The 19658-nt window shown below is 71.7% G+C and carries 20 protein-coding genes; 17 read left to right on the forward strand and 3 right to left on the reverse strand.

The annotated features are described in order from the left end of the window. The first annotated feature begins 4 nt into the window (after window positions 1-4). From HYQ63_RS32710 to HYQ63_RS32765, 12 genes are all read left to right on the forward strand, one after another. Window positions 5-877 carry an ABC transporter permease gene (locus HYQ63_RS32710; RefSeq protein ID WP_257232292.1) on the forward strand — a complete coding sequence of 291 codons (873 nt, stop codon included), beginning with the start codon at window positions 5-7 and terminating at the stop codon, window positions 875-877. Next, entirely contained in the window at window positions 874-1899 is a 1026-nt protein-coding gene (locus HYQ63_RS32715; protein WP_179937392.1) for an ABC transporter ATP-binding protein, read from the forward strand. The genes HYQ63_RS32710 and HYQ63_RS32715 overlap by 4 nt, the downstream gene beginning before the upstream one ends. Further along, window positions 1896-2891 (forward strand): ABC transporter ATP-binding protein, encoded by a 996-nt coding sequence (locus tag HYQ63_RS32720; RefSeq protein ID WP_179937393.1) that lies wholly within the window; start codon window positions 1896-1898, stop codon window positions 2889-2891. Before HYQ63_RS32715 ends, HYQ63_RS32720 begins: the two co-directional genes overlap by 4 nt. 116 nt (window positions 2892-3007) lie before the next feature. Next, a complete protein-coding gene (locus tag HYQ63_RS32725) occupies window positions 3008-3727 on the forward strand; it encodes a GntR family transcriptional regulator (protein WP_179940727.1) in 720 nt (239 codons plus the stop codon). Between the two features lie 158 nt (window positions 3728-3885). Next, window positions 3886-4869, forward strand: coding sequence for a sugar ABC transporter substrate-binding protein (locus tag HYQ63_RS32730; RefSeq protein WP_179940729.1), 984 nt, complete (start codon window positions 3886-3888; stop codon window positions 4867-4869). Continuing rightward, entirely contained in the window at window positions 4866-5945 is a 1080-nt protein-coding gene (locus HYQ63_RS32735) for an ABC transporter permease (RefSeq protein ID WP_179937394.1), read from the forward strand. The genes HYQ63_RS32730 and HYQ63_RS32735 overlap by 4 nt, the downstream gene beginning before the upstream one ends. Beyond that, complete coding sequence (locus tag HYQ63_RS32740) at window positions 5942-6724, forward strand: ATP-binding cassette domain-containing protein (RefSeq protein ID WP_179937395.1); 783 nt, start codon at window positions 5942-5944, stop codon at window positions 6722-6724. The genes HYQ63_RS32735 and HYQ63_RS32740 overlap by 4 nt, the downstream gene beginning before the upstream one ends. Window positions 6725-6928: 204 nt before the next feature. Further along, window positions 6929-8083, forward strand: a complete 1155-nt coding sequence (locus HYQ63_RS32745; RefSeq protein WP_063730771.1) for an ROK family glucokinase — start codon at window positions 6929-6931, stop codon at window positions 8081-8083. Next, window positions 8080-8724, forward strand: a complete 645-nt coding sequence (locus tag HYQ63_RS32750) for a hypothetical protein (RefSeq protein ID WP_179937396.1) — start codon at window positions 8080-8082, stop codon at window positions 8722-8724. Before HYQ63_RS32745 ends, HYQ63_RS32750 begins: the two co-directional genes overlap by 4 nt. Before the next feature lie 33 nt (window positions 8725-8757). Then, window positions 8758-10098 (forward strand): 4-carboxymuconolactone decarboxylase, encoded by a 1341-nt coding sequence (gene pcaC, locus HYQ63_RS32755; RefSeq protein ID WP_179937397.1) that lies wholly within the window; start codon window positions 8758-8760, stop codon window positions 10096-10098. Between the two features lie 53 nt (window positions 10099-10151). Further along, window positions 10152-10796, forward strand: coding sequence for an MBL fold metallo-hydrolase (locus HYQ63_RS32760; RefSeq protein ID WP_179937398.1), 645 nt, complete (start codon window positions 10152-10154; stop codon window positions 10794-10796). 51 nt (window positions 10797-10847) lie between these two features. Next, window positions 10848-11627, forward strand: a complete 780-nt coding sequence (locus HYQ63_RS32765) for an exodeoxyribonuclease III (RefSeq protein ID WP_179937399.1) — start codon at window positions 10848-10850, stop codon at window positions 11625-11627. An 85-nt stretch (window positions 11628-11712) separates the two neighbouring features. Here the strand turns inward: HYQ63_RS32765 and HYQ63_RS32770 are convergent, their stop codons facing one another. Together HYQ63_RS32770 and HYQ63_RS32775 are read right to left on the reverse strand one after the other, a co-directional pair. Then, window positions 11713-12099 carry a hypothetical protein gene (locus HYQ63_RS32770; RefSeq protein ID WP_179937400.1) on the reverse strand — a complete coding sequence of 129 codons (387 nt, stop codon included), beginning with the start codon at window positions 12097-12099 and terminating at the stop codon, window positions 11713-11715. A gap of 180 nt (window positions 12100-12279) precedes the next feature. Further along, window positions 12280-14106: an SGNH/GDSL hydrolase family protein gene (locus HYQ63_RS32775; RefSeq protein ID WP_179937401.1), complete on the reverse strand. Its 1827-nt coding sequence runs from the start codon at window positions 14104-14106 to the stop codon at window positions 12280-12282. Window positions 14107-14260: 154 nt separating this feature from the next. Between HYQ63_RS32775 and HYQ63_RS32780 the strand changes: the two genes are divergently transcribed. From HYQ63_RS32780 to HYQ63_RS32800, 5 genes are all read left to right on the forward strand, one after another. Continuing rightward, entirely contained in the window at window positions 14261-14701 is a 441-nt protein-coding gene (locus tag HYQ63_RS32780) for a DUF6278 family protein (protein ID WP_179937402.1), read from the forward strand. Between the two features lie 84 nt (window positions 14702-14785). Next, the gene (locus tag HYQ63_RS32785; RefSeq protein ID WP_306664854.1) at window positions 14786-15532 is read left to right on the forward strand and encodes an amino acid ABC transporter ATP-binding protein; all 747 of its coding nucleotides are present in this window, start codon (window positions 14786-14788) and stop codon (window positions 15530-15532) included. Window positions 15533-15540: 8 nt separating this feature from the next. Next, window positions 15541-16449, forward strand: coding sequence for a glutamate ABC transporter substrate-binding protein (locus HYQ63_RS32790; RefSeq protein ID WP_179937403.1), 909 nt, complete (start codon window positions 15541-15543; stop codon window positions 16447-16449). Window positions 16450-16460: 11 nt separating this feature from the next. Further along, window positions 16461-17105: an amino acid ABC transporter permease gene (locus tag HYQ63_RS32795; protein WP_179937404.1), complete on the forward strand. Its 645-nt coding sequence runs from the start codon at window positions 16461-16463 to the stop codon at window positions 17103-17105. After that, complete coding sequence (locus HYQ63_RS32800) at window positions 17102-17962, forward strand: amino acid ABC transporter permease (protein WP_179937405.1); 861 nt, start codon at window positions 17102-17104, stop codon at window positions 17960-17962. Before HYQ63_RS32795 ends, HYQ63_RS32800 begins: the two co-directional genes overlap by 4 nt. Here HYQ63_RS32800 and HYQ63_RS32805 read toward each other — a convergent pair whose 3' ends face one another. Further along, window positions 17963-19561 carry an alpha/beta fold hydrolase gene (locus tag HYQ63_RS32805; protein ID WP_179937406.1) on the reverse strand — a complete coding sequence of 533 codons (1599 nt, stop codon included), beginning with the start codon at window positions 19559-19561 and terminating at the stop codon, window positions 17963-17965. Window positions 19562-19658 lie beyond the last annotated feature (97 nt).

Consider the following 19658-nt stretch of genomic DNA (forward strand, 5'->3'; position numbering starts at 1 on the left):
CCCGGTGACCACACCACCCCGCGCGACCGGCCGCGGCTGGCTGCGGCCCGCGCTGCGCTCCCGCCGCTTCGCCGCCGGGCTCGCCCTGCTCGCCGTCTTCGTCCTCACCGCGGCGTTGAGCCCCTGGCTGGTCGGGGACCCGAACGCCTTCACCACCGACCTGGGCCAGGCACCCTCCGGGGCGCACTGGCTCGGCACCACCCAGACCGGGCAGGACGTCCTCGCCCAGCTCGTGGTCTCCGCCCGCGGCACGCTCCTGATCGGCGCCGCCTCCGCCCTCATCGCGACCGTCGTCTCCGTCGTCGTCGGGATCGGCGGCGGCTTCCTCGGCGGTCTCGCGGACGAGGCGCTGTCCCTGGTCAGCAACGTCTTCCTGGTGATCCCCGGGCTGCCGCTGGTCATCGTCGTCTCCGCGTACGTCAAGGGCGGCGGCGCCTGGTCCACCATCCTCGTCATCGCCCTCACCAGCTGGGCCGCCTCCGCCCGGGTGCTGCGCGCCCAGACGCTGTCGCTGCGCAGCCGCGACTATGTGCTGGCGGCGCGGGTGTATGGGGAGAAGCGGTGGCGGATCGTGCTGGTGGAGATCCTGCCCAACGAACTCGCCATCATCGTCTCCCAGTTCATCTTCGCGGTGATCTTCGCGATCCTCACCCAGGCCGGTCTGGCGTTCCTGGGCCTCGCCGACCCGTCCCACCTCACCTGGGGCACGATGCTCTACTTCGCCCAGAACGCGGAGGCGCTCACCAGCGGCGCCTGGTGGTGGTTCATCCCGCCCGGCCTGTGCATCGCCGCACTCGGCACGGCCCTGTCGTTGATCAGCTTCGGCCTGGACGAGGTCCTGGACCCGCGGCTGCGCGTACGGAAGGTGAGCCCATGAGCGACGATGTGGTGCTGCGCGCCGAGCACATCAGTGTGACGTACGAGGGCGAGCGCCCCACCCACGCCGTTCGCGACGTCGGCTTCGAGCTGCGGCGCGGCGAACTCCTCGGCATCGCGGGCGAGTCCGGCTGCGGCAAGTCGACGCTCGCGTACGCCGTCGCCCGGATGCTGGGACCCCCGGCGCGGCTCACCGAGGGGCGGGTGCTGTACCGGGACCGTACGGGCGCCGAAACGGACCTGCTCGCGCTGGAGGGGGACGCGCTGCGGGCCTTCCGCTGGTCCCGGCTGTCCGTCGTCTTCCAGAGCGCCATGAACGCGCTCAACCCGGTGACCACCGTCGGCCGCCAGTTCGACGACATCTTCCGCGCCCACCGCCCCCGCATGCGCCGCCCCGAGCGGTACGAGCGCGCCCGCGCCCTCCTCGACATGGTCGGCATCGACCCCGCCCGGGTACGGGCGTATCCGCACGAGCTGTCCGGCGGCATGCGGCAGCGCGTCGTCATCGCGATGGCCCTCGCGCTCGAACCCGAGATCGTCATCATGGACGAGCCGACGACCGCGCTCGATGTCGTCGTCCAGCGCGAGATCCTGGACGAGGTGCAGCGGCTCCGCGACGAACTGGGCTTCAGCGTCGTCTTCATCACCCATGACCTGTCGCTGCTGCTGGAGATCAGCGACCGGCTGGCCGTGATGTACGCGGGCTCCTTCGCCGAGTACGGCCCCGCGGAGCGGATCGCCGCCGACCCCGCCCACCCCTACACCCAGGGCCTGCTGCGCTCCTTCCCCGACCTCGCGGGCGAACGCCGCGCCCTGCGCGGCATCCCCGGCTCCCCGCCGGACCTCCGCGACGCCCAGCCCGGCTGCCCCTTCGCCCCGCGCTGCGACCACGCCTTCGACCCCTGCGGCACGGTGCCGCCGACCCTCGTCCCCCTCGCCCCGGGCACCTCCGCCGCCTGCCATCTGCACGCGGTGGCGCGGGCGGGGGCGGGACCCCGACCGGAAGAAGGGCGGCAGCCGTGACCGCACTGGACGTGCAGAACCTCACCGTCGACTTCCCGCAGCGCGGCAGGGTGCCGTTCCGGGCCGTGGACCGGGTGTCGTTCTCGCTGCACGCGGGGCGGACTCTCGCGCTCGTGGGGGAGTCCGGGAGCGGCAAGTCGACCGTCGTACGCGCCCTCTCGCGGCTGGTGGCGCCCACCGCGGGGGAGGTGCGGCTGGGCGGGGCGCGGCGGACGCGGGGGAAGGAGTACCGGCGGGCCGTACAGATGGTGTTCCAGGACCCGTTCGCCTCGCTCAACCCCGCGCACACCGTCGGCCATCACCTCGTCCGCCCGCTGCTGGTGGGCGGCCGGGCGCGGCGCGGGGCGGATGCCGAGGAGAAGGCGCGGGAACTGCTGCGGTCGGTGAACCTCACGCCCGCCGACGACATGGCGCGCAAGCGCCCCCATGAGCTGTCGGGCGGGCAGCGCCAGCGCGTCGCGATCGCCCGCGCGCTGGCGCCGGGGCCCGAGGTGCTGCTGGCCGACGAGCCGGTGTCGATGCTGGACGTGTCGATCCGGCTGGAAATCCTGGGGCTGCTGGACCGGCTCAAGGACGAGCGCGGGCTCGCCCTGCTGTACGTCACGCACGATCTGGCCACCGCCCGGCACTTCGCCTCCGAGGTGATGGTCATGTACCGGGGGGAGATCGTGGAGCGCGGCCCCAGCGACGAGGTGATCCTCGCGCCCCGCCACCCCTACACCCAGGCGCTGGCCGCCGCCGCGCCCAGCTCGGCCGCCGGCCGTGAGCGGGCGCGGGCGGCCCGCGCGGAGCGGCTGGCGGCGCGGGTGCGGCGGGACGCGGAGCGGCGGGAGGTGGTGGTGGGGGACGGCTGCCGGTTCCGGCCGCGCTGCCCGTACGCCATGGACGCCTGTACGCGGCGGCCGCCCGAGGCGGAGGTGGGCCCGGGCCATCGCTCGCTGTGCTGGTTACGGACGGACACGAACGACAGCGTTGTCGGCTCCTCTGCGTAGTTTGTCCGGACAACCGAACTTCACGACTTCCCGTCATCTGTTCATCCGGCTACGCTCGCCCCGTGGCAAAGCAGGAAGAAGACTCATCCGGCGGGGCGGATGCGCTCCAGTTCAGTGTGGACCGCAGCAGCCCGGTCCCGCTCTACTTCCAGCTGTCCCAACAGCTCGAGTCGGCGATCGAAAAAGGGCGGCTGGCACCCGGGAGTCTGCTCGGCAACGAGATCGAGCTGGCCGGGCGGCTGGGGCTCTCCCGCCCCACGGTCCGCCAGGCGATCCAGTCCCTGGTCGACAAGGGACTGCTGGTGCGGCGCCGCGGCGTCGGCACCCAGGTGGTGCACAGCCAGGTCAAGCGCCCCCTGGAGCTGAGCAGCCTCTACGACGACCTGGAGGCCGCGGGCCAGCGCCCCGCCACCCGTGTGCTGCTGAACACCACCGAGTCCGCCACCGCCGAGGTGGCCGCGGCGCTCGGCATCGCGGAGGGCACCGAGGTGGTGGTGATCGAGCGGCTGCGGCTGGCGCACGGCGAGCCCATGGCGCACCTGTCCAACCGGCTCCCGGCCGGGCTGCTCAAGCTGGACAGCGCGGAACTGGAGGACACCGGCCTCTACCGGCTGATGCGCGCCGCGGGGATCACCCTGCACAGCGCCCGCCAGGCGGTCGGCGCCCGCTCGGCGACCGCCGACGAGGGGAAGCAGCTCGGCGAGCCCGAGGGCGCGCCGCTGCTGACCATGGAGCGGACGACCTTCGACGACACGGGCCGGGCCGTCGAGTTCGGCTCGCACACTTATCGCGCCTCGCGCTACGCGTTCGAGTTCCAGCTGCTCGTACGTCCCTGACTCATAGGAGGGCCTGGCCCCCCACCACCCCGGTCGCGCCTCGTAACGGATACTTGGCGGCGGCCGGGGCCGATCATGTCGCTCCCGGCCGCCGACATGAAACGGGACGAGAGGGACGAGGCTTCTTCGTGGCCAGAGTTGGGACAGGGGCACGCGCGCTGACCGCCGCCGTGCTGGCGACACTGCTGGGCGCGGCCCTGGCGGGATGCAGCAGCACCGGCGGGCTGCGTGCCGAGAAGCGGGCCGCGCAGGCGGCCTCGGGGCACGCGGCGGTCAACACCCCGCGGATGACCTTCGCCATGGTCACCCACTCCGGCGATGGCGACACCTTCTGGGACATCGTGCAGAACGGTGCCGAGCAGGCCGCCGTCAAGGACAACGTCAAGTTCCTCTACGCCCACAACGAGGAGGGCAAGGAACAGGCCCAGCTGGTCCAGTCGTACATCGACCAGAAGGTCGACGGCCTGATCGTCACCCTCGCCAAGCCCGACGCCATGAAGTCCGTCGTGCGGCGCGCCGAGAAGGCCGGAATACCGGTGATCACGGTCAACTCCGGATCCGCGGAGTCCAAGAAGTTCGGCGCGCTCACCCACGTCGGCCAGGACGAGACCATCGCGGGCGAGGCCGTCGGCGACGAGCTGAACAAGCGCGGCCGCAAGAAGGCCCTGTGCGTCCTGCACGAGCAGGGCAACGTGGGCCACGAGCAGCGCTGCGACGGCGCGGCCGAGACCTTCGACGGCAAGCTGGAGAAGATCTACGTCGAGGGCACCAACATGCCCGACGTGCAGTCCTCCATCGAGGCCAAACTCCAGTCCGACCAGGACATCGACACCGTCCTCACGCTGGGCGCGCCGTTCGCCGACACCGCTGCTCAGGCCGCCGAGCAGGCGGGCAGCGAGGCGGAGATCGACACCTTCGACCTCAACGCGAAGGTCGCGGCCGGGCTGGAGGACGGCACGCTGGGCTTCGCCGTCGACCAGCAGCCGTACCTCCAGGGGTACGAGGCGGTCGACCTGCTCTGGCTCCAGCGCTACAACGCGGACGTGCTCGGCGGCGGCAAGCCGGTCCTCACCGGCCCGCAGATCGTCACCAAGGACGACGCGAAGAAGCTGGCGGCGTTCACGAAGCGGGGCACCCGATGAGCGCCGCGGACACCACCGACACGCCGGACGCGACAGACGCGACGGAAACGGAGAAGGCCGACGCGCGCCCGGTGGCGCGGACCCCGCTGCTGCGCCGCCTGGCGGGCCGCCCGGAGCTGGGCGCGGTCGTCGGCGCCGCCGCCGTCTTCGTCTTCTTCTCGATCGCCGCCGACGCCTTCCTCCAGTGGTCGAGCTTCAGCACCGTGCTGTACGCCTCCTCGACCATCGGGATCATGGCGGTGCCGGTCGCGCTGCTGATGATCGGCGGCGAGTTCGACCTGTCGACCGGCGTCCTGGTCACCTCGTCCGCGCTGATCTCGTCGATGTTCTCGTACCAGATGACGGCGAACGTCTGGGTCGGCGCCGGGGTCTCCCTGCTGGTCACCCTCGCCATCGGCTTCTTCAACGGCTATCTGCTGGTGCGCACCAACCTGCCGAGCTTCATCATCACGCTCGGCACCTTCCTGATCCTCCAGGGCTGCAACCTCGGCTTCACCAAGCTGATCAGCGAGACCGTCTCCACCAAGACCATCGCCGACATGGAGGGCTTCCCCTCCGCCCGGCAGGTCTTCGCCTCCCACCTGACCATCGGGGACGTGGAACTCCAGATCACCGTGGTGTGGTGGTTCGCCCTGATCGCGCTCGCCACCTGGATCCTGCTGCGCACCCGCGCCGGGAACTGGATCTTCGCCGTGGGCGGCGCCAAGGAGGCGGCCCGCGCGGTCGGCGTGCCCGTGAACGGCACCAAGATCGGGCTGTACATGGGGGTCGCCCTGGCGGCCTGGATTTCCGGGCAGCATCTGCTGTTCAAGTACGACACCGTCCAGTCCGGTGAGGGCGTCGGCAACGAACTGCTGTACATCATCGCGGCCGTCATCGGCGGCTGCCTGCTGACCGGCGGCTACGGCTCTGCGGTCGGCGCCGCCGTCGGTGCGTTCATCTTCGGCATGACCAACAAGGGCATCGTGTACGCGCAGTGGGGCGCGGACTGGTTCAAGTTCTTCCTCGGGGCGATGCTGCTGCTCGCCACGCTGCTCAACTGGTGGGTCCGCAAGCGGGCGGAGGCAAGCGCATGACCACATCCGGGACCCCGCTGATCGCGCTGCGCGACATCGGCAAGCGCTACGGCAACGTCACGGCCCTGGAGGGCGTCTCGCTCGACGTCCACGCCGGGCAGATCACCTGCGTCCTCGGCGACAACGGCGCGGGCAAGTCCACCCTCATCAAGATCGTCGCGGGGCTGCACCAGCACGACGAGGGCGCTTTCGCCATCGAGGGGGAGGAGACCCGGCTCGGCTCGCCGCGCGAGGCCCTGGACCGCGGCATCGCCACGGTCTACCAGGACCTCGCCGTCGTCCCGCTGATGCCGGTGTGGCGGAACTTCTTCCTCGGCTCCGAGCTACGCAAGGGCCGCGGCCCCTTCGCCCGCCTCGACGTGTCCGCCATGCGCGAGACCACCCATCGCGAGCTGCTGCGCATGGGCATCGACCTGCGCGACGTCGACCAGCCCATCGGCACCCTCTCCGGCGGCCAGCGCCAGTGCGTGGCAATCGCCCGCGCCGTCCACTTCGGCGCCAAGGTCCTCGTCCTGGACGAGCCGACGGCGGCGCTGGGCGTCAAGCAGTCCGGGGTGGTGCTGAAGTACGTCGCCGCCGCGCGCGACGCCGGGCTCGGAGTGGTCCTCATCACGCACAACCCGCACCACGCCTACCTGGTCGGTGACCGGTTCGTCCTGCTCAAGCGGGGCACCATGGCGGGCAGCCACACCAAGGACGAGATCGCCCTGGACGACCTGACCCGCCAGATGGCGGGCGGCAGTGAGCTGGAACAACTCACCCACGAGCTGGCGCGCTGAGACGGCCGGGACCGGTCGGGTGTCCGGCGGCTCACCATGCACCGTGAGGCGCGGTTGAGGCACAATCGCACGGCGGGCCCCACCCGCGTCATGACCACCGCACGCCGAGGCCCCGGCCTCCCGAGACACCCGCAGGGACGACGAACTCTTGCGAGCATGCACCCGCAGCGACCGCATCCCCCGCACCGGTGAAGGGGCCGGCCGATGAGCATCTACCGCGAAAGAGTGCACCGGGGCTCGGCCCGGGCCACCGTGCTGCGGACCGTCGGCACGCGTGAGCGCCGCTCGCATCTGAGCGCGCCCCGGGTCCCCACGGTCGGCATCGACATCGGCGGCACGAAGGTGATGGCCGGGGTCGTCGACGCCGACGGCAACATCCTGGAGAAGGTGCGCACCGAGACGCCCGACAAGTCCAAGAGCCCGAAGGTCGTCGAGGACACCATCACCGAACTCGTCCTGGACCTGTCCGACCGGCACGATGTGCACGCGGTCGGCATCGGGGCGGCGGGCTGGGTGGACGCGGACCGCAACCGGGTCCTGTTCGCACCGCATCTGTCCTGGCGCAACGAACCGCTGCGCGACCGGCTCGCCGAGCGTCTCGCCGTCCCCGTCATGGTCGACAACGACGCGAACGCGGCCGCGTGGGCCGAGTGGCGGTTCGGCGCCGGGCGCGGCGAGGACCATCTCGTCATGATCACGCTCGGCACCGGCATCGGCGGCGCGATCCTGGAGGACGGCCAGGTCAAGCGCGGCAAGTACGGGGTCGCGGGGGAGTTCGGCCATATGCAGGTCGTGCCCGCCGGACACCGCTGCCCGTGCGGCAACCGGGGCTGCTGGGAGCAGTACAGCTCCGGCAACGCGCTGGTCCGGGAGGCCCGTGAGCTGGCGGCCGCCGAGTCGCCGGTGGCGTACGGGATCACCGACCGGGTCGGCGGCAACATCCAGGAGATCACCGGGCCGCTGATCACCGAGCTGGCCCGGGACGGCGATGCCATGTGCATCGAGCTCCTCCAGGACATCGGCCAGTGGCTCGGGGTCGGCATCGCCAACCTCGCCGCCGCCCTCGACCCCTCCTGCTTCGTGATCGGGGGTGGCGTCAGCGCCGCCGACGATCTGCTGATCGTCCCGGCCCGGGACGCCTTCCGGCGCACCCTGACCGGGCGCGGCTACCGGCCGGAGGCCCGTATCGTCAAGGCCCAGCTGGGGCCCGAGGCGGGGATGGTCGGCGCCGCCGACCTCGCCCGGCTCGTCGCCCGCCGCTTCCGCCGCGCCACCCGCCGCCGGGTCGAGCGGTACGAACGCGCCGGATCCTCCCCGCTGCGGCTGGCGCCGCGGGGTCAGGCAGGAGGCCGCGAGTGACCACCGCAGAGCAGCGCCCGGGAGCGCCCGTGTCCGGTACCAACGGAAGCCCCGCGTCCGACCGGCCCGGCGGGTCCGGTGCGCCGGGTGCGCCCGGTTCGTCCGGCATGTCCGGCGGTGACGGTGGTCGTCCGCCGCGCCGCTGGCTCAAGGCCGTGATCGTCTTCCTGCTGATCGCGATCCCGGCGGGCTATCTGGCGATCTCCGCCATGCAGAGCCGCGACGGCGGCTCGGAGAAGGTCCAGGCGGCCAAGGCCAAGGGTCTGTCCGCGGGCTATCCGTCCCGGGTGCAGCGGCGCATCTACGACATTCCGGTTCCGCCGAACTCGCTCAAGGTCGCCTCGTACGAGACCAACTCCTGGAAGGTCAGCTCGCTGTACGTGCAGTTCGTCACCTCCCGCGACGGGCTGGACCGCTTCCTGGCCAAGCTCGGCACCGGTCCCTCCGCGCTGAAGAAGGGCGCGGTGACCATCACGGACGAGCAGGCGAAGAAGGTCGGCTGGCAGGTCGGGGCCGCCGGTCACGACTGGTCGGGGATGGTCATCAAGCAGAAGGAACCGCAGCCCAAGCTGAGGATTACGGTCAGGAACGACAACCCGGCCCATCCGAAGGTCTACGTGGTCTCCACCATTACGCCGTAGGGACCGCCGCGACGTTCGGGATACCGTTTCCGGGTGAGCGAGACCAAGACACTTCAGTACCGGACCGACGGCCCCGAGGACGGGCCCGTACTCGTCCTCGGCCCGTCGCTGGGCACCACCTGGCACATGTGGGACCGCCAGATACCCGAGCTGTCCCGCCACTGGCGCGTCCTCCGCTTCGACCTGCCGGGCCACGGTGGCGCACCCGCCCACCCCGCCCCCTCCGTCGCGGAACTCGCCGCCCGGCTGCTGGCCACCCTCGACATGCTGGGCATCGACCGCTTCGGCTACGCGGGTTGCTCGATCGGCGGGGCCATCGGCGCCGAACTGGCGCTACGACATCCCCTGAGAGTGGGCTCACTCGCGCTCGTCTCCGCCTCCCCGCGCTTCGGCACCGCCGACTCCTTCCGGCAGCGCGGCGTCGTGGTCCGCACCAACGGCCTCGACCCGATCGCCCGCGCCACCCCCGAGCGCTGGTTCACCCCCACCTTCGCCGCCGCCCAGCCCGCCATCGTCGACTGGGCCGTCCAGATGGTCCGCACCACCGACCCCGGCTGCTACATCGCCGCGTGCGAGGCGCTGGCCGCCTTCGACATCCGCCCCGAGCTGGGCCGGATCGGCGTCCCCACGCTCGTCCTGGCCGGGGCCGAGGACCAGGTCACCCCGGCCGCCGACGCCCGCGTCCTCGTCGCGGGCATACCCGACGCCCGGCTCGCGCTCGTGCCCGGCACCTCGCACCTGGCGCCCGTCGAGCAGCCCGCCGCCGTCACCGACCTGCTCGTACGCCACTTCTCCAGCTCGTGGCAGTCCTCGGACCACCCGACCGGGATGACCGCGGTCTCCGCCCCGCCCGTCAAGCCCGTGCTGACGCCGGTGCCGCCGCCGGCCACCGCCCCGGCCCCGCCGCGTACCGCCCCGGCCGCCCCCGCACCCACCGGCCCGCCCGTCGAGATCGGCTACACCCAGCCGCCCGAGCCCGCGCCGGACGGCCGCGCCGACACCTACGACCAGGGCATGAAGGTCCGGCGCGAGGTGCTGGGCGACGCCCACGTGGACCGCGCGGAATCGCAGGTCGACGAGTTCACCGGCGACTTCCAGGACTTCATCACCCGCTATGTGTGGGGCGAGGTGTGGACCCGGCCCGGCATCGACCGCCGCACCCGCAGCGTGATCACCCTCACCGCCATGGCCGCCCGCGGCCACCTCGACGAACTCGCCTTCCACACCCGGGCCGCGCTGCGCAACGGGCTGACGCCGACCGAGATCAAGGAAGTGCTGCTGCACACCGGCATCTACTGCGGGGTGCCCGCCGCGAACTCCGCCTTCGCCGTCGCCCAGCGGGTCATCCGCGAGGAGACCAGCCCCGAGGAGTAGGCCGCGTGGTCCCGGGCGCGAAACGCGGGCGCCTGGGGAGGACAATGATCCTCATGAAGCTCACCAAGAAGGGCCACGCCTGCGTCCGGCTGGAGAAGGACGGGCAGCGGCTCGTCATCGACCCCGGAGCCTTCACCGAACAGGACGCGGCGGTCGGCGCGGACGCGATCCTCGTCACCCACGAGCACCCCGACCACTTCAGCGAGGAGCAGCTGCGGGCGGCGCTCGACGCCAACCCCGCCGCACAGATCTGGACCCTCGACAGCGTCGCCGGACAGATCTCGGCGGCCTACCCGGGCCGGGTCCACACGGTCGGCGAGGGCGACACGTTCACCGCGGCCGGTTTCGACATTGAGGTGCACGGACAGCTGCACGCCGTCATCCACCCCGACATTCCGCGGATCACCAATGTCGGTTACGTGGTGGACGGCGCGGTCTTCCACCCCGGCGACGCGCTCACCGTGCCGGACCGCCCCGTGGAGACCCTGCTGCTGCCGTTGCACGCGCCCTGGAACAAGTTCTCCGAGATCCTCGACTACGTCCGCGAGGTCGCCCCGCGGCGCGCGGTCGACATCCACGACGCCCTGCTGTCCGACCTGGCGCCGCTGGTGTACGGCCGGATGCTGGGCCCTGACGGGCCGGGGACCGGCGCGGCGGAGCACGTCCGGCTGAACCCGGGCGAAACCCTCCCGCTCTGAGGACTCTGAGGGCTCTCAGGGTTGTCGGACCCGGGATGTAGGTTGTCCCCCATGCGCATCGCGACCTGGAACGTCAATTCGATCACCGCCCGGCTGCCCCGGCTGCTCGCCTGGCTGGAAAGCAGCGGCACGGATGTGCTGTGCGTCCAGGAGACCAAGTGCGCCGAGGCCGCCTTCCCCTTCGAGCCCCTGCGCGAGCTGGGCTACGAGGCCGCGGTCAACGCCACCGGCCGGTGGAACGGGGTGGCCGTCCTCTCCCGCGTCGGCCTCGACGACGTGGTCTCCGGCCTCCCCGGCGGCCCCGACTACGACGGCGGCCAGGAGCCCCGCGCCATAGCCGCCACGTGCGGTCCCGTGCGCGTCTGGTCGGTCTACGTGCCCAATGGGCGCGAGATCGGCCACCCGCACTACGACTACAAGCTGCGCTGGCTGGACGCGTTGCGGGAGACCGTGGGCGAGGACGCGAAGGGTCCCCGGCCCTTCGCCGTCCTCGGCGACTTCAACGTGGCTCCCACTGATGACGACGTCTGGGACCGCACCCGCTTCGACGGCCTCACCCACGTCACCGACAAGGAGCGCGAGGCCCTGGCCGCCCTGCGGGGCGCGGGCCTGTCGGACGTCGTCCCCCGCCCCCTGAAGTACGACCACCCCTTCACGTACTGGGACTACCGGGAGCTGTGCTTCCCGAAGAACCGTGGCATGCGGATCGACCTGGTCTACGGCAACGTTCCCTTTGCCGACGCCGTCGGCGACGCGTACGTGGACCGCGAGGAACGCAAGGGCAAGGGCGCCTCCGACCACGCCCCGGTGGTCGTCGACCTGAACGTCTGACCGGTCCGGGCCCGGACCGGACCGGTCGAGCGCCGACGGCGGTCCGCCGCACCGGGGGTGCGCCGGACCGCCGTCGATACGGGGCTCAGCCCAGCACGGTGATGCCCAGGGTGCCGCCGCCCAGCGCGGAGACATCCACCGTCTGCCCGGGGGCCACGGTGATGGTGCCGCCGCCGCTCGCGGACAACTGGAGGGTGGCGTTGGTGTTGTTGGTCACCTCGGTGATCAGGCTGACTCCGAGGTTGGTGTTGAGGGTGGATCCGATGGACAGCAGCGAGCCCGGCATGGTGAGGGTGACGCCGCTGGTCAGCTCGATCGCCACCGAGCCGGTGACGGCGGCGGTGCTCTGCGCGGCCGAGGCCGACGACGCGGCCGGTGCGGCCAGGGCCGCGGGCGTTGCCGCCAGGCAGCCGGCCGTCACCAGCGCGCACACCAGGAAGCTCACACCACGACGTCGGGATGCAGCAGACATGGCACTCCTGTCAGTAAGGGAGTAACTCACGCAAGGGGACCGGATGTCCCCGCACCGCATATGCAACCCGTCCATATGATGATGTGACTACCGGCGCATATGGGGCGCGGGATGCGCCGCGACGAACGGCAAACACGCCCGCGCCCCCGGCCGCCTTCCGCACAACCGCCTCTCCAGCAGTCACTGGCCCATCAGCGTCCGCAAGGGGATCGCATCCGCCATCGCCTTCAACCCCGCGTCTCCCGGGTGCAGATGGTCGCCGCTGTCGTAGGCCGGGAGGATGCGCGACGGGTGCGCGGGGTCGCGTACGACCGCGTCGAAGTCCAGGACCGCGTCGAACACCCCGCCGTTGTCGCGGATGAAGGCGTTCACCACGGAACGCCGCGCATCCGCGTCGGCGGTGCACCGCGCCTCGCCCTCGCAGGGCGTGATCGTCCCGCCCACCACCCGCAGCCCCCGCGCATGCGCCCGGGCGGCGAGGGCCTTCAGCCCCGTGATGACGTCCTCGGCCGAGGTGCCCCAGCGCAGGTCGTTGATGCCCTGGAAGACGACGACCGTGCGGGCGGAGGTCTGGGCGAGGACGTCCCGCTCCAGGCGGCTGCCCGCGCTCACCCCGCTGGTGACCGTGCTGACCCCGTCGCCGGGGTAGACGTCCGTGACGACGCGGTTGGCGGAGATGCCGCTGTTGACGACGCCGTACGCGGGCACGCCGGACGACGGGTCGCGCAGCCGCCGGGCGAGGACGTCGGGCCAGCGCCGGTTGGCGTCCATCGTGGACTTGGTGCCGTCGGTGATGGAGTCGCCGAGGGCGACCACCGACCCCGGGCCGCCCCGGACGTCGACGCCGGTGAGGAACGGCCAGGTGGTGAGGGTGCCGGTGTACGCGTCGGCGCCCGCCTCACCCGTACGGTCACCGCTGCCCGGCGCGCTCAAGAACGAGCGCTGCGTGGCCTGCGTGTGCACCGGCACCGCCGCGACCGGACCGGGAAGGTGAAGGCTGACCAAAAGGTTCGCGTCGGCCGGTACGGGGAAGTTCACGGGATCGCTGAAGACCTGCGCGCCCGCCGGGATCGACGTACCGGCCCGGCCCCGGAAGGTCAGCGGCACCGGGGTGCCGCTCGCCGCCGCGCCGGTGGCCTGGAGGGCGACCGTGGCGTGGCCGATGTCGACGGGGATGGCGGCGAAGGTGTTCTCCAGCCGGACCCGGGCGCCCGGCCCGCCCGCGCTGGTGTGCACGACGAGCCGTAGCGTCTGGTCGGTCCACGGCCCGACCTTGGTGTATCCGGCGGTGCTGGCGGCCCAGCTGCCGGTCCAGCCCCGCGCGGGCTGCCGCAGCGAGACGGCGAAGACGTGCAGATCGGCCCCCGGCCCCGGGTCCTTCGGCAGGGTCACCGACGCGACCTGCCGGTCGCCGCGCAGGGGCACCGTCACCGCGTACAGCCGGGCCGCCTCCGGCCGCTGCCCGTCGGCGGTGTTGACGTGCGGGAGGCCGACCGCCTTGGTGGCGGCGGGGCCCGCGCGCCAGTCGGGGGCGCTCAGGGTGTACGTACCCGTCGACCCGTCCCGGTAGCGGACCCGGCCGGTGCCGCTCGCCCCGGCGCCGGGGCCGCCGGGGGAACTGCTCGCGACCAGGAAGGTGAGCGCGTCGCCGCGCCCCCGCAGCAGCACCGGCTGCCCGTCGGCGATCACGTTGTCGGGCCGGGCGGGCCCGGACCCCGCGCTCCGCGGCCAGGTGAGCCGCGCCGCGTCGAGGGAGATGGTGCGCCCGGGGGTCCAGCCGGCGGCGCGCAGGTCCTGTGCGGAGAGGGAGTTGCCCGCCCCGTCGAAGTCCGCCGTGCCCGGCGCGGTGTCGTCACCGACCGCCCGGTTGTCGAAAAGCCGCTCCAGAGGGAGCGGCTTGGTGGTGGTGGGGGCCTGGGCCACCGAGGGTGCGGCCGGTGCGAGGAGTACGAGGATGGCACCTCCCGCGACGATTCCGGCCGCTGACCATGGTCTGCCGACGCGCATATGTGTCCCCTCTCGTAACCGACCCGACCGGCGATTCGACAGGTGCATGGCGAACGTAGAAAGACGGCGGGGTGTCGTCAAGACAAGCAACGGGTCACGGAGCCCACCGCGCGCCCTGTGGTGCGCCCGTGCGCTTGGTGCGACGCTGAGCTGTATGAACATCCCCTTCCTGGACAACTGGCGCAAGCGGCATGGTGCGGCCTCCGGTACGGCTCTGATGAGCGCCCAGGAGGCGGACCCCCAAGGCGTGGCACAACTCCTCTCCGAGTGCGAACTCCTGCGTGCCCGGGCCGCGCAGGCGGGCATCGGGCTCGACGACTCGGTCGGGTCCCTGGAGGCGCTGGACCAACTGGTGCCGCGCTGGCGCGACGACCCGGAGGAGCTGCCCTGGCTCGGTAACGACGCCGGGCTGTACCTGGGCACGGTCATCGTCCGCACCGTGCCGGGCGCCGTCTGGCAGGTGTGGCCCAACGGCCGTCCCGTGGTCCGGCTCGACTCAGGCCGGGAGGTCGACGTGGTCGAGGCGGGCCACCAGTGGGCCGCGGACGGTGCCCCCGAGCTGTCCCAGCTGTACGCGGAGGTCTCGGAGGCCTGAGAGGCCGCCCACTATCGGGCGTTATCCACCCCTCGGTGCGTGTCCTGACCGAAGTGCCGCTTTCATGTGGATAGTTTGCGCGGTATGGCCGTGGGCGAACCGTTGATCGAGCTGCGCAACGTCAACAAGTACTTCGGCGCGCTCCACGTCCTCCAGGACATCGACCTCACCGTCGGCCGCGGGGAAGTGGTGGTGGTCATCGGGCCCTCCGGGTCCGGGAAGTCGACGCTGTGCCGGACGATCAACCGGCTGGAGACCATCCAGTCCGGTTCCATCGTGGTGGACGGGCGGCCGCTGCCGGAGGAGGGGAAGGATCTGGCGCGGCTGCGGGCCGAAGTGGGGATGGTCTTCCAGTCGTTCAATCTGTTCGCCCACCGGACCGTGCTGGACAATCTGATGCTCGCCCAGGTGAAGGTCCGCAAGCGCGCCAAGGCGGAGGCCCAGCGGCGGGCCCGGGAGCTGCTGGACCGGGTGGGGCTCGCGGACCAGGCGGACAAGTACCCCGCGCAGCTCTCCGGCGGGCAGCAGCAGCGGGTGGCGATCGCCCGCGCGCTGGCCATGGACCCGAAGGTGATGCTCTTCGACGAGCCGACCTCGGCGCTCGACCCGGAGATGATCAACGAGGTGCTGGAGGTCATGCGGCAGCTCGCCCGGGACGGCATGACGATGGCCGTCGTCACCCATGAGATGGGGTTCGCCCGTTACGCCGCGAACCGCGTGGTCTTCATGGACGACGGCCGCATCGTGGAGGACCGCAGCCCGGAGGAGTTCTTCAAGGCGCCGGAGTCCGCTCGGGCCCGGGACTTCCTGTCCAAGATCCTCAAGCACTGATCCGGGTGATGACGGACATGAGGCGCCCCGTGACCGTGATCCTCGCGCTGCTCCTGGCCCTCACCGGCTCCGGGTGCGGCAAGGAGGGCAGCCCGCCCGCCAAGGGTCCCGCGCCCGAGGCGCTGCCGCGCTACCGGGTGGCCACCGACTTCCGGCTGCCCTCCTCGCCCACCTGGCAGAGGGCGAAGCGGCGCGGCTACCTGGTCGTCGGGGTCAAGGAGGACCAGCCCTATCTGGGCGAGAAGGACCCGGCCACCGGCCGTTACTCCGGCTTCGACATCGAGATCGCGAAGATGATGTCGGCCTCCCTCGGCCTCCCGCCCCGGACCATCCGCTTCCGGAGCATCGCCTCCGCCAACCGGGAAACCGCCCTCCAGAACGGCCAGATCGACTACTACGTCGGCACCTACACCATCAATCCGCTGCGCAAGCGGCTGGTCGGTTTCGCCGGTCCGTACTACATGGCCGGGCAGTCGCTGCTGGTGCGCACCGATACGGACGACATCCACGGCCCCGCCGACCTGGCGGGCAAGACGGTCTGCTCGGCGGCCGGTTCCACCCCGCTCCAGCGCATCCAGCACGACTACCCCAAGGCGCACGCGGTCGCGTACGACAACTACTCGGTGTGCGTCGACAACCTGCTCAGCTACCAGGTCGACGCGGTCACCACGGACAACGTCATCCTGCTCGGCTACGCGGCCAAGGCCCCCGAGGAGCTGAAGGTCGTCGGCAAGCCCTTCTCCAAGGAGCCGTACGGCATCGGCGTGCCCAAGCGGGACAACGCGCTGCGCTTCGCGCTGGACGACGCCATCGAGGCCCATGAGCGCAACGGCGACTGGAAGAAGGCGTACGGCGCGACCCTCGGCCTGTCCGGTGTGCCCGCCCCGAAACCGCCCGCCGTCGACCGCTACCACTGAGAGCCCGAACCATGGACGTGCTCACCCGGAACTTCTCGCTCTACGGCCGCGGTCTGCTCGGCACCGTCCAGCTGACCGTCTACGCCTCGCTGCTCGCCCTCGCGCTCGGCGTCCTGATGGCCGCCTTCCGGGTCGCGCCGGTCGCGAGCCTGCGCGCCTTCGGCACCGCCTGGGTGACGGTGCTCCGCAACACCCCGCTGACGCTGCTGTTCTTCGCGGTGATGCTGGGCCTGCCGCGCTTCGGGCTGATCCTGCCGTTCACGGCCTTCGCGGTGCTCGCCCTGGGCTGCTACACCTCGGCGTTCATCTGCGAGGCGGTGCGCTCGGGCATCAACACCGTGCCGGTCGGGCAGGGCGAGGCCGCCCGCAGCCTGGGCATGACCTTCGAGCAGACGCTGGGGGCGGTGGTGCTGCCGCAGGCGTTCCGCGCGGTCATCCCGCCGGTCGGCTCGACGCTGATCGCGCTCGCCAAGAACTCGGCCATCGCCGGGTCGTTCAGCGTCACCGAACTGCTCGGCACCTACAAACCGCTCAACGAGATGGGCTACAGCATCATCTGGTCCTTCATCTGGATCGCCGTCGGCTATCTGCTCGTGACCCTGACCATCAGCGCGATCTTCAACGTGCTGGAGAAGCGCTGGGGAGTGCCGCGTTGACCGCCACCGCCGTTCTCTACGACGCCCCCGGGCCCCGCACCGTCCGCCGCCACCGCCTCTACGGGGTGATCGCCACGCTCGTGCTGCTGGCCCTCATCGGCTGGGTGATCTATCTCCTTGTCGACACGGGTCAGTTCGCGTACCGGAAGTGGATGCCCTTCGCGTACGAGGGCATCCAGGAGCTGCTGCTGCGCGGGCTGGCCAACACGCTCAAGGCGTTCGGGCTCGCCGCCGTCCTCTCGCTGGCGCTGGGCGCGGTGCTGGCCGCCGGGCGGCTGTCCGACCACCGCCCGGTGCGCTGGCTGGCCACGCTGGTCGTGGAGTTCTTCCGGGCGATGCCCGTCCTGGTGATGATCTTCTTCGTCTTCGTAGCGCTGAAGGTGCAGCCGCTGCCCGCCCTGGTCACCGGGCTGACCCTGTACAACGGCTCGGTGCTCGCCGAGGTGTTCCGCGCGGGCGTGGCGGCGGTGGACCGCGGGCAGCGGGAGGCGGCGTACTCGCTGGGGCTGCGCAAGACGCAGGTCATGACGTACGTCTTGGTGCCCCAGGGGGTGCGGGCGATGCTGCCCGCGATCATCAGCCAGCTGGTGGTGGCCCTGAAGGACACCTCGCTCGGCTTCCTCATCACCTATGAGGAGTTCCTGCACGCGGGCAAGCTCATCGCGTCCAACCTCGACTACGACCTGCCCTTCATCCCCGTCGTGATGGTCATCTCGCCGGTCTACATCGGGATGTGCATGCTGCTGTCGTGGTGCGCGAACTGGGTGGCGAAGCGGCAGCGGCGCAGCGTGAAGACGGAGAAGGTGCGGGTGGCGGCGCCCGGCCCGGGCGCCCCGTTGCCGGGCGACACCCCTTAGCTAGTCGCGGACCGGGACCGACAGATACGAGGGGTCGGCGTCCGGCGAGGAGAACGTGAGGTGGGCGCCGGCCGGGTTGTGCTCGATGTAGAGCGGGTCGACGGTGTCGACGACCAGCGCGAGCCGATGCCCGGCCGGGACGTCGTACGCCGTCGAGAACAGCTCCAGGTCGACCGGGAACGGCTTGCCGGGCATGCGGTCGTGGAAGGTGACGGGCGCGTTGCTGATGAGCTTGCCGACGCCGAGCGGGCCCACGTCGTAGAGGTAGGCGACCGCCGTGCCGTCGGCCTTGTCGCTGGTGACGGTGGTGTGCAGGGACACCGTGCCGCGGATGCGCTGCCCGGTCGCGTACGCCCCGGTCTGCCAGACGGCGGCGTACGAGCGCGGCAGCAGCGGGATCGAGGCGAGCGGCGGGAGCTTGAGGAACTGGTCGAGCGCACCGGTCAGCATGACGGTCCCGGCGTTGGCCCCCGAGTCGTGGTTCGCGGTGACCGTCTCGGCCCGGTCGAGCGCCACCCGGCGCCGCTCCGAGGGCACGGCGGACCAGCTGCCGTAGCCCTCGTAGCCGCCGCCGGTACGGGACATGAGCTGTACCGGCTTCTCGCGGTCGATGCCGTTGCGCTCGCCCTTGAGGTACCGGTCGAGCCAGCGCCTGCTGTGCTCCCAGGTGTCGTTCGGCAGCCCGAAGAGCCCGCCGAACTCGGCGGTCGCGTGGTCGCCGGGCCGGAACTCCAGCCGCTTGGGGCCGGTCAGCTTCTCGTAGAAGTCGGCGTAGCTGTTGGGCGGGAAGATGGAGTCGCCCCAGGCGTTGCCCAGCATGATGGCCGCGCCATTGGCGTTGATCTTGTCGAGGTAGGTGGCCGCCGAGCGCTTGCGGCCCCACTCGATCATGTCCTGTTCCTTGGCCAGGTTGGAGCCGAGGAAGTCCTTGAGGATCTGGTTGAGTTCGTCGCTGGGGCGGCCGGTGAGCGCGCCCGCGCCGCCGAGCAGCCCGGCGGCCTGGGCGTGCTGGGTGCGGCCGCTGTAGATGGACCCGATGAGGTCCGACCAGCCGCTCATCGAGACGACCGCCTTGATGCGCCGGTCGAAGCCGGCGGCGAGCAGGCTGATCCCGGCGCCGTACGACACGCCCGCCATGCCGATGTGGTCGGGGTCGGCGGCGGTGTTGGCCAGTGCCCAGTCGATGACCTTGGAGGCGTCGGCGACATCGGGTGGCCCGGCCGTCTCGATCCGGCCGCCGGACTGCCAGAAGCCGCGGGTGTTGTAACTGACCACGACATAGCCGGAGTCGGCGAGCTTCTTGGCCTGCGCGAGGTATTCGATCTGCGGCATGGACCAGCTGGTGGGCAGCACGACGAGGGGATGGCGGCGCGAGGTGTCCGCGGGGGCGACGACGTTGGCGGCCAGCGTGGTGCCGCCGTCGCCGGGGATGTCGACGAACCGTACGGAGGTGTCGGCCGCCGCGGACGCCGTGGACGCGTGAGGCGCGGCGGGGGCGGCCTGGGCGGTGGGGGCGAGGACGGAGGTCGCACCGGCCAGGACGGTCGCCGAAAGGGCGGCGGCGGTGGTGGTACGCAGCGCTCGGCGGGCAGGGGTCACTGTCGCTCCAGACGTGGATGCCGTGGGGGGCGGGGAGCACCGGTGCGGGCCCGGGAGGGCCCAGGTCCTGTCCGGTGGGCCTTCGCGGGGCCGCGAA

The organism is Streptomyces sp. Rer75 (assembly GCF_013414305.1).
GTDB classification, from domain to species: Bacteria; Actinomycetota; Actinomycetes; order Streptomycetales; family Streptomycetaceae; genus Streptomyces; species Streptomyces himastatinicus.